Annotated in this window: 7 protein-coding genes; 4 read left to right on the top strand and 3 right to left on the bottom strand. The window is 70.5% G+C overall.

Translation table 11 applies throughout. The features are described from left to right. From VGZ32_RS14835 to glgC, 3 genes are all read left to right on the top strand, one after another. The coding region (locus VGZ32_RS14835; RefSeq protein ID WP_326886607.1) for a DUF6528 family protein at window positions 1-927 on the top strand (927 nt) is incomplete at its 5' end. Window positions 928-1,089: 162 nt separating this feature from the next. Continuing rightward, window positions 1,090-2,262: a glycogen synthase gene (glgA, locus tag VGZ32_RS14830; protein WP_326886606.1), complete on the top strand. Its 1,173-nt coding sequence runs from the start codon at window positions 1,090-1,092 to the stop codon at window positions 2,260-2,262. A gap of 51 nt (window positions 2,263-2,313) precedes the next feature. Beyond that, window positions 2,314-3,531 (top strand): glucose-1-phosphate adenylyltransferase, encoded by a 1,218-nt coding sequence (gene glgC, locus VGZ32_RS14825; protein WP_326886605.1) that lies wholly within the window; start codon window positions 2,314-2,316, stop codon window positions 3,529-3,531. A gap of 8 nt (window positions 3,532-3,539) precedes the next feature. Here glgC and VGZ32_RS14820 read toward each other — a convergent pair whose 3' ends face one another. Further along, the gene (locus VGZ32_RS14820) at window positions 3,540-4,256 is read right to left on the bottom strand and encodes an SGNH/GDSL hydrolase family protein (RefSeq protein WP_326886604.1); all 717 of its coding nucleotides are present in this window, start codon (window positions 4,254-4,256) and stop codon (window positions 3,540-3,542) included. 44 nt (window positions 4,257-4,300) lie between these two features. Here VGZ32_RS14820 and VGZ32_RS14815 point away from each other — a divergent pair, with 44 nt between their 5' ends. Continuing rightward, window positions 4,301-5,047 (top strand): 4'-phosphopantetheinyl transferase family protein, encoded by a 747-nt coding sequence (locus VGZ32_RS14815; protein ID WP_326886603.1) that lies wholly within the window; start codon window positions 4,301-4,303, stop codon window positions 5,045-5,047. Here VGZ32_RS14815 and VGZ32_RS14810 read toward each other — a convergent pair. Beyond that, window positions 5,016-5,969 (bottom strand): hypothetical protein, encoded by a 954-nt coding sequence (locus VGZ32_RS14810; protein WP_326886602.1) that lies wholly within the window; start codon window positions 5,967-5,969, stop codon window positions 5,016-5,018. The two genes, VGZ32_RS14815 and VGZ32_RS14810, sit on opposite strands and share 32 nt — an antisense overlap. Before the next feature lies 1 nt (window position 5,970). Beyond that, window positions 5,971-6,270 carry a phosphopantetheine-binding protein gene (locus VGZ32_RS14805; RefSeq protein ID WP_326886601.1) on the bottom strand — a complete coding sequence of 100 codons (300 nt, stop codon included), beginning with the start codon at window positions 6,268-6,270 and terminating at the stop codon, window positions 5,971-5,973. Window positions 6,271-6,291 lie beyond the last annotated feature (21 nt).

Below are 6,291 nucleotides of genomic sequence, written 5' to 3'. Positions count from 1 at the left end.
GCGTCTGCGACGTTCATGCTCAGCGCCGTTACGCCCAAGGCGCTCGCCCTCGCCGACGACGCCGCCAGCGGCGCGAGCCCACTTGTGGTGGCGGACCAAGGCACCCGGCGCGTCCTTCTGCTCGGCGACGATGGCAGCGGTACGGCGCGCGTCCAGTGGTCGTGGTCGCCGCAGTCGGATAAGCATCTCGCCGACCTCTCGCCCGCGCGCACCTGGCGCAACGTCAGCGAGGCCAAGATGCGTGCGCTCGGCGGACGCAAGATGCTGCTCGCCAGCGCGTCGGAAGGTTTGGCCGCTGTGCTGACATACCCCGGCGCCGTCGTGCAGTGGGCCACGGTCGTTCCCTCCGTGAACGTCCACAGCCTTGAGCTGCTCCCCGACGGCAATGTCGCCCTTGCGGCCAGCAACCCGGGGGTGGTGCGCGTCTACGCAGCCACACGCGGGCCGCGCAGCAAGCAGTTCACGGCCTTCAATCTGGCTGGTGCTCACGGCGTCTCCTGGGATGACCAGCGACAGCTGTTGTGGGCGGTCGGAGACAGCCAACTGGTCGCGCTCAAGGTCACGGGACCCGCGCACTCGCCGGGCCTGTCGCTCGCCCGGAGTGTCACGCTGCCCGACCCATCCGGCCACGACCTGGACCTCGTCGCCTCCGCGCCGGGGCGGATGTGGGTGACGACAGGCGACCATGTCCTGCAATACGACCCCGACTGCGCGCAGTTCATCGACTACGACGGCCAGGCCGCCATCGACATCAGCGACGTGAAGAGCGTCGGCGACGACCCCGCGACCGGCAGGGTCCTGACCTTCCGGCCGCAGCCCGGCAACGCATGCGCTTGGTGCGGCTCGACGGTCGCGCTCCACCTACCCTCCGGTTCGCTCCAGCTCCCCGGCTCGCGCATCTACAAGGCACGCTGGTCGCTCGCGTAGGCCGCGCTCGACCGCCTGGACACCTGACCGTGGCCCCGTCCGACTGACTCCGAGTATGGGGCCGACTACGCCCTCGGTTTGACCCTCGCCTAGGGTCTGATACTGCACTATGGTCGCGTTGGCATGAACGTCCGTACTCGGCGACACGACCAGGAGGCGCGCGTGAGAGTCGGACTGCTGACCAGGGAGTATCCGCCCGATGTGTACGGCGGTGCGGGCGTCCACGTGGAGTTCCTGGCCAGAGAGCTGCGGGCGCTGGTCGACGTGCAGGTACACGCGTGGTCGAGCCGGACCGCGCCGGACGAGCAGCCCGGTGTCCAGAGGCACGCCCCCGCCGAGGCGTTGATCGACGCGAACGAGGCGCTGCGCAGCCTGTCGGTCGACCTGTCCATGGCAGCGGCGGTGGCCGACCGCGACCTGGTCCATTCGCACACCTGGTACGCCAACATGGGCGGTCACCTGGCCAAGATGCTGCATGGCATCCCGCACGTAATGACCGCGCATTCGCTCGAACCGCTGCGTCCCTGGAAGGCGGAGCAGCTGGGCGGCGGCTATACGGTGTCGAGCTGGGCCGAGCGCACGGCGATAGAAGCCGCGGACGCGGTCATCGCCGTATCGCACGGCATGCGCGAGGACATCCTGCGCTGCTATCCCGCCCTGGACCCGTCGCGCGTGCACGTCGTCCACAACGGAATCGACACCGCCCTCTACCGCCCCACGCCGGGCGCCGACGCACTGGCCAGGCACGGCATCGCCCCCGACCGGCCGTACGTGCTGTTCGTCGGCCGGATCACCCGCCAGAAGGGCGTACCACACCTGCTGCGGGCCGCCCGCTCGCTCGCCCCGTCCGCACAGCTCGTGCTGTGCGCGGGCGCCCCGGACACGCCCGCGATCGATCGGGAATTCCGCGACCTGGTCGAGGAGCTGCGGGCGACCCGCGACGGGGTGCTCTGGATACCGGAGATGCTGCCGCGCCCCGAGGTGATCCAGCTGCTCAGCGAGGCCGCGGTGTTCGTCTGCCCGTCGGTGTACGAGCCGCTGGGTATCGTCAACCTCGAGGCCATGGCCTGCGGCGCGCCGGTCGTGGCCTCGGCCGTCGGCGGCATCCCCGAGGTGGTGCTCGACGGCGTCACCGGGCTGCTCGTGCCGTACGACGAAAAGGACCCGGCGGCCTTCGAGGCGGCGCTGGCCGAAGCACTCGACCGGGTGATCGCCGACCCGGCCGCCGCCGAGCGCATGGGCGAGGCCGGACGGGAGCGCGCGGTGCGCGAGTTCGGCTGGGACTCCATCGCCCGCCGGACGGTGGCGCTGTACGACACGCTCCTGCGTAAGTGACGACGACCTGCTTCAATCAACCAAGAGGACGATAGAGCAAGGGGGCGGCGGATGCGCGGCGGACCTGCGGTGCTGGGAATCGTGCTCGCGGGCGGAGAAGGCAAGCGGCTGATGCCGCTGACCGCCGACCGGGCCAAGCCGGCCGTGCCGTTCGGCGGCGCCTACCGGCTGGTGGACTTCGTGCTGTCCAACCTCGTCAACGGCGACATCATGCGCATCTGCGTGCTGACGCAGTACAAGTCGCACTCGCTCGACCGGCACATCACCACCACCTGGCGGATGTCGAACCTGCTGGGCAACTACGTCACGCCGGTGCCCGCGCAGCAGCGGCTCGGCCCGCGCTGGTTCCTGGGCAGCGCCGACGCGATCTTCCAGTCCCTCAACCTCGTGTACGACGAGCAGCCCGACTACATCGTGGTGTTCGGCGCCGACCACGTGTACCGCATGGACCCACGCCAGATGCTGCGCCAGCACATCGACGGCGGCGCGGGCGCCACGGTCGCGGGCATCCGCATCCCGCGGTCGGAGGCGTCGTCCTTCGGCATCATCACGCCCGACACGGACGGCGTGAGCGTCGAACGCTTCCTCGAGAAGCCCGCCGATCCGCCGGGCCTGCCGGACGACCCGGACCACGTGTACGCGTCGATGGGCAACTACATCTTCACGACCAAGGTCCTGATCGACGCGCTCCATCAGGACGCCGACGACACCAAGTCAGTGCACGACATGGGCGGCAGCATCCTGCCGATGCTCACCGAGCTGGGCCAGGTCCAGGTCTACGACTTCGACCAGAACCACGTTCCCGGCGAGACTGCCCGCGACCACGGCTACTGGCGCGACGTCGGCACCTTGGACGCCTACTACGACGCGCACATGGACCTGATCTCGGTGCACCCGGTCTTCAACCTCTACAACCGCGAGTGGCCGCTCTACACCTTCACGGTGCAGCGCCCGCCCGCCAAGTTCGTGGCCGGCGGCATCGCCAGCGAGTCGATGGTCGCGCCCGGCTGCATCATCACCGGCCAGGTCACCCAGTCGGTGCTCTCGCCGGGTGTCGTCGTCGAGGCGGGCGCGGTCGTCCAGGGCTCGGTCCTGCACGACAACGTCCGCATCGGGCAGGGCGCGGTGGTTCGACGGGCCATTCTGGACAAGAACACGGTCGTGCCCCCCGGCGCGACCGTCGGCGTCAATCTGGAGCGGGACCGCGAGCTCTACCACGCGTCGGCGAACGGAATCATCGCGCTCGGCAAGGGTCAGCGGGTGCTGTGACGCCGGGGTCAGCGTCGGATCCGCGCTCCGAGCAGCCGGACGGCCTCCGCCGCCGCGACCGACTGACTTCGGGCGTTGCCGTGCAGGCCGTCACTGCTGACGGTGGACGGATCGGCGGCGGCCGGATGGTCGGCGAGGTCGACGTGGAGCGTGCCCAGCTCGGCGGCGAGCGCGGTCGTGCGGCGCGCGAGCAGCGCCATGCGCTCCGTGGGCGTCGGCTTCAGCCACGACGGCAGGCTGGGGTACTGGCCGCGCACGAAGATGGACACGGTCACGACCTCGGCCCCGCACGCCTGCAGGGCCCTGATCATCGCCGCCAGATCACGGTCGACCGCGTCGGCCCGCCGCTCGTATCCGGGGCGCAGCGCATCGTTGGCGCCGCACACCACCAGCGCGAGATCGGGCTCGAACGCGAGGGCGGACGCCAGTTGCCCGGCGCGCACCTCGTGGGTCCGCCGACCGCTGCGGCCCAGGTTGAGATAGGTCAAGCGGGTGCTGGTGCGGGACAACTCGGCGGCGACCCGGTCCGCGAGCGGCAGCGGGCTGTAGCCGGGCACCGGCTCGGAGACGCCCTCGGCGATGCTGTCTCCGAGTACTGCGAAGCGCCGCCAGGGATGCCCGTCCAGCAGCGCCTGTGCCTCGCCGGGCCGCAGGCAATAGGGGTCGTCGTCCTCGGCGGGGGTTGCTTCACGGCCGTCCCGGAGCGTCGCGCGGTCGCCTGTCATGCGAGGGCGCGTATCTCTGGCGGGAGCAGGCGGGCGGCGCTGTCGTGAGCGGCGACGTGGACGTGGTGGACGTGTGGCTGATCGGCGACGGCACGCCGCATCCCGAACTCGAGCTCTTGTACCCGCTGCTCGATCCCGCCGAGCGGCAGCGCGCGGACACCGCCATCTCGCAAGAGGACCGCGAGGAGTTCATCGTCGCGCACGCCGCCCTGCGCTACATCGTCGGAGGCCGCCTCGGCGTGCCGCCCGAGCAGGTCCGCTGGACGATCGGGCCGCACGGCAAGCCGGAGGTGCGTGGGGCGGATCTCGGGCCGCGGGTCAACCTCTCGCACTCGCGCGGCCTCTGCATGGTCGCGATGACCCAGTCGCGCCGCGTCGGCGTGGATGTCCAAGGCCTGATCTCGGACTCGGCCGCGACTTCTCTGGCGCGCCGCTTCTTTCCGGTGCACGAGGCCAGGCTCGTCGCCGAAGCGGCGGCCGACGAAGGGCGGGTCGGGCAATTTGCCCGGCTCTGGGCCCGGAAGGAAGCAGTCGTCAAGGCGGCCGGCTTCCGGCTGACTCAGGGCCTTGCGGTGCCGGTTCACGGGGTCGGCCCGGTGACGGTAGAACTGGTCGGCGACGGGCGGTCGCAGTCGTATCGAGTCGCCGACATCGAGACGCCGCCGGGGCATCGGGCCGCGGTGGCCCTGGCGGGCGACGAGGATTTCCAGGTCGCCCTCCGCCGCTGGACGTGGCCCGGCGTTGGCCAGGTGGATGCGACTACGCATCCGCAGGAAGCGGTTCAGCGGTAAGTGCTGAGCGCGCGCCGACCGAGAGCGGTTCGCCGGCCGCACCGACTTCGAGCGCTGCCAGGCAGAGGCAACTCTGCTGCGGGTCGTAGTCGCCGAGCACGATCCGGTGGGGCGTGTCGCTCGCGAGCGAGAGTTCGTTTGCGAGCTCCCACCAGACGCCGGTGAAGGGCTGCCCGACCTGAGCGGTTCGCAGCCGATCGACGTCGGGCGCTTTGACTCTGTCCGCGAGGGCGGCGCTCAGGATCAGCGTCACCGGCTGAGTATCAGCGCACAGGGTATTGATCTCGCGGGGGAGCGCCTCGTCGGGAAGTCCCGCACGGGTCACCACCGATCCGAGATGTACCGGGCGGTCCGCTGACGACGGCGCGTCGTCGTCGCTGAAAACCAGCGCGACTCCCGTGTGCCCGTCCGGAACCGCAACCGGAACGCCGGGGTCGTAGGGCAGAAGCGCCTGCTCGACCACGAGCAGCACGGCCCTATGCAGTCCCGTGTCGCGCGTGTACTGCCGGACCAGACGCAGGCCGGTGAACGACGCCGCAGTACCCTGATCGCTGATCGCGAATGCCAGCGGATTGCCGGGGCACTGCCGGCTCAGCCGGGCGGTGAGGCTGTGTCCCGGGCTGATGTCGGGGATGGAGTAGGCGAGCACGAGCAGATCGACCGGCTCCTGCTCGGGCACGGCGAGTTCGAGCAGCTCCCCGGCCATCTCGCCGTAGGACTCGCCGCCCGCGGCCGGGTCCGCCGCGGCCGGCCCGAGCCCGTGCGAGCTCAGCAGGTCCCTGAGATACTCGTCGAGTCTCGCCGTGTTGAGCGCGTCGAGCACCGGTCCGGTGGGCGACGGGAAGGCCAGCCTCGCCAACCGCGTCAAACCCAAGACGCCGCTCACCGCGCCACCGGGCGGCGGCGGTGCTGCGGAGAACACCTCACTCCTCCTCGGGCAGCAGGTTCGCCGCGATGTAGCCGGCCAGCGTGCCGATCGTGGCGAAGTCCTCCCGGCCCAGATCCTCGACGCTGATCTCGCGCTCCAGCTGCTCTTCGAGCTCGAGGACCAGCTCGAGCGCGGCGGTCGAGCTCATCCCGAGCGCCTCCATGAGCGTGGTGTCCGCCGTGGCGTCGGCGACCTCGCGCTTAAGGACCTTGGGGAGCAGAGCGCAGATACTCTCCACCACCAGGTCGCGCAGCGCCGGATCGACCGCCGCGACGTCCGTGTCCAGTTCTGTCACCTTCACCCCTCGATGTAGATC

Origin of the sequence: Actinocrinis sp., from assembly GCF_035938995.1 — a bacterium.
Classification (GTDB): Bacteria; Actinomycetota; Actinomycetes; order Streptomycetales; family Catenulisporaceae; genus DASZGI01.
This window is presented reverse-complemented; position numbering and strand designations above follow the sequence as displayed.

What these genes read in the sequence shown, in the direction of transcription:
- VGZ32_RS14820 (WP_326886604.1), bottom strand. Translation starts at nt 4,256, where the DNA reads ATGACAGGCGACCGCGCGACGCTCCGGGACGGCCGTGAAGCAACCCCC.
- glgC (WP_326886605.1), top strand. Translation starts at nt 2,314, where the DNA reads ATGCGCGGCGGACCTGCGGTGCTGGGAATCGTGCTCGCGGGCGGAGAA.